The following is a 2,891-nucleotide window of genomic DNA, read 5'->3' as shown; positions in this document are numbered from 1 at the left end:
TCAGGCAGAGAGCGATGGATTTTGTTTTGCCTTTCCCCCGCTATAGAAAATCTTGCGGTTGGCATCCGGGCAAACCCCGCTGAAATGGAGTGAAAGCGGCCCCTGCGGCGTATTGTGCTTCCCGAAAAGCGTGTACAGATTAAAATCTTCCGCTGAGCCGCAGGCTGAAATTCCGCACGGGCTGAATGTCGCCAGGCCTGCCCATATATTCCACATTGGTTAGGTTTTTTACTACCAGTGAAACGGTAAGGCGCCGGTTGATCAGGTAACCAATATCTCCGTCCACCAGCAGGTACCCTTTGTTATGGCTCTTCCAGTAGGCCGGAAAACCGGGAAGTATCTGTTCACCGGTAATTTCGTTCAGGAAGATATCATCAATGCGGAGAATGCGCGAACGGGCAAAAAGATGAAGGCCCGTAACGATTTTCCCTCCGGAAATGGAAATGTTCATGTTGCCCGAATGTTTCCGCCGGTACTTCAGATATTGGCCTGTGCTTTCGCCCGTGTACCGGCTGAATTCAACCGGGTAAATATAGCTGTACCCAGCATCCATGGCAGTTCTGATCCGGTTAAAATTCCGCGTCAGCGTAAATTCAATTTCCGAACCGTATATCATGGCCTGCTCAAAATTTTCAGCCCGGAAACCTGGGCCTGATATTCCGGTAACAGGATCGGGGTACAGGCCGAATAGGAATTCAATCATGTTGCTGTTCCGGGTGTAGAAAAAGCACAGGTCCACCTGGCCGCTGGATTGGCCCAGCATAAATCCCTGCTTGATTCCGGTTTCGGCACTCCAGCCTTTTTCCGACTGAATGCCGGTATTGGGATAAATCTTAACCGAACCCAGGGTTGTGGATGCGTATTTTTCGGCAACGGAAGGGTAGCGGTAGCCCTGGCCAAAGGATGCTCTCAGGAAGGTATATTCTCCTGCCTGAAAATTGATTCCTGACCGGAAGACGGGAACAATTTTATCGTTGACATCATCGAGCGAATTCTGCTCAAGCCTTACGCCGGCAACCAAACGGAGCTTTTTTACCGGTTGCGCCTCCAGCTGGGCAAAACCCGCCAGGTTCATCCCGTGATGATCGCCAAAGAACCGGGAGTCAACAATGCTGTAACTTGCCGAAAAGCCTGAAATCAGCTGCAGAACATCCGCAATCTTTTTTCCTATCTGGTATTCTCCGTAAGCGGAAAGGAACCTTGCATCATTTTGTTTTCGCACGGGAAAACTGTTTTCGCAACCCAGAATTCTGAACCGCAGGTCGTGCCGCGCAGAGGTGGTTCGTACCAGGGAGACAAATGGATCCACAGTGAAAAATGTCTGATACAGACTTGAAACAGAAGAAGTGTCCTGCTTAAGGGCTCCTGCACCGGCGTTTTCCCAGAGAACGAAATCGGTTTTATAAGTTCGTTCTGCGCTTACATTCGCTCCGTACGCCAGACCTTCTTTCCTTGCGCTGTGATGCTTTATCTTTACACTAATGCGCCCATATTGTTCATCATTGAACTTTCTGTAGCTGTTTTCCTTAAAGAGGTAAAGTCCCAGGCCCACATCGGTAAAACCGGCCCTGCGGAGATGGGAGAACGAAGCCGATGAAAAAATCCGCGGCGAATGCCACCAGGCCTTGATCTTATCTTCCGGCTTGTCGAAAACACCGCTTTCGGCAAAAAAAGTGGTTTGCGGAATGTTGGTGGCATCGGCTGTTCGGAAATTAATGACTCCGTTGAGGGCCGATGATCCGTACAGCACGGAGGAGGCTCCCTTGATGACCTCCACCTGGCTGATCTGTTCCAGAGGCAGAAAATTCCATTTGATGTTTCCTCCGTCAGCTGCCATCAGGGGCAATCCGTCCACAAGGGCCAGCACCCTGCTGCCCACTCCGTAACTGAAACCGCTTCCTCCTCTCACCGAGGCCTGTCCGTCGAGGACTTCTATGCCAGGGATACGGTTCATCAGTTCCTCGGCATCTTTAATATGGATACGCGAAAGGTATTCCTGCTTAATCACATTCATGGTTACCGTAAGATCCGAAGCCTTTTTCTCCATCCTGTCGGCACTTACTACAATCTGGTCGATCTGATATACATCCGTTTCAAGGGCAACATTCAGCACGGCGGTGTCCTTTGCCTTTACTTTTACCGACTCCGTAACCGTTTTGTATCCGACAAACTGAAACGAAATGCTTACTGTGCCCGCACGCACGGCAAAAGAATAGGTACCATCGGGGGAGGTGATGGTTCCTGATCCTTTGCCGTAAATAACATGCACGCCGAAAAGCGGTTCCTGTGTATCTGCGTCGGTCACCCTGCCCCTGACAAATCCCTCATTCTGCGCAAAACATAAGACCGCTTGGATGCAAAGCAGAATGCTCCAGGCAAACCTCATGGTTTAGCTTTAAATGTCATACGGATGTCGAAAAATCCTTTCGGGCTGGCCGGTGTAGGATAAATGGTTGTGATTTTCAGCGACAGCTTCGTCAGTTCGGCAATATTGGCCGAAACGGGAATGGGCAGGGAGTCGGAGGATATAATCAGCTGGGTTTCGTCGGTGGAAAACCTCCATGTGCCGGTGAATTTTCCGAAATATCCGGTGCCGTCTTTGCGGAACCTGGCATCGCCCTTGAATTTTTCCAGTACTCCTCCCGGGCCGCTGGCATCCTGCCCGTCAGCCAGAAGGCTGTCGCTTGTCCATACCGGGGTAGTGAGCAGAATGAACCGTTCCGATTCGGATTCCTTTTTGCAGGCCATTGCCATGCAAACAACGATGAGAAAGATGGGAATCGTTTTCATAGTTCTTCAGGATTTGCTGGTTGGAAATGTAAGGAATTTTCTTCAGGGCATTGAATATTCAGCCATCAAATATACAAATTTGGGTACAATTTTGCCGGTAT

General features: G+C 49.9%; 2 protein-coding genes. Both read right to left on the bottom strand.

Going from position 1 to position 2,891, the window contains the following annotated elements; genetic code table 11:
* Positions 1-139: 139 nt before the first annotated feature.
* The gene (locus GX419_08745; GenBank protein ID NLI24778.1) at positions 140-2,386 is read right to left on the bottom strand and encodes a TonB-dependent receptor; all 2,247 of its coding nucleotides are present in this window, start codon (positions 2,384-2,386) and stop codon (positions 140-142) included.
* Complete coding sequence (locus tag GX419_08740; protein NLI24777.1) at positions 2,383-2,790, bottom strand: hypothetical protein; 408 nt, start codon at positions 2,788-2,790, stop codon at positions 2,383-2,385. The genes GX419_08745 and GX419_08740 overlap by 4 nt, the downstream gene beginning before the upstream one ends.
* Positions 2,791-2,891: the final 101 nt, after the last annotated feature.

This window comes from Bacteroidales bacterium, from assembly GCA_012517825.1.
Classification (GTDB): Bacteria; Bacteroidota; Bacteroidia; order Bacteroidales; family JAAYUG01; genus JAAYUG01.
Note: the sequence above shows the minus strand (reverse complement) of the source record. Positions and strands in the feature narration are given on the sequence as shown.

Excerpts from the sequence above, each read along its gene's own strand:
- GX419_08745 (NLI24778.1), bottom strand. The coding sequence starts at position 2,386 with ATGAGGTTTGCCTGGAGCATTCTGCTTTGCATCCAAGCGGTCTTATGT.
- GX419_08740 (NLI24777.1), bottom strand. The coding sequence starts at position 2,790 with ATGAAAACGATTCCCATCTTTCTCATCGTTGTTTGCATGGCAATGGCC.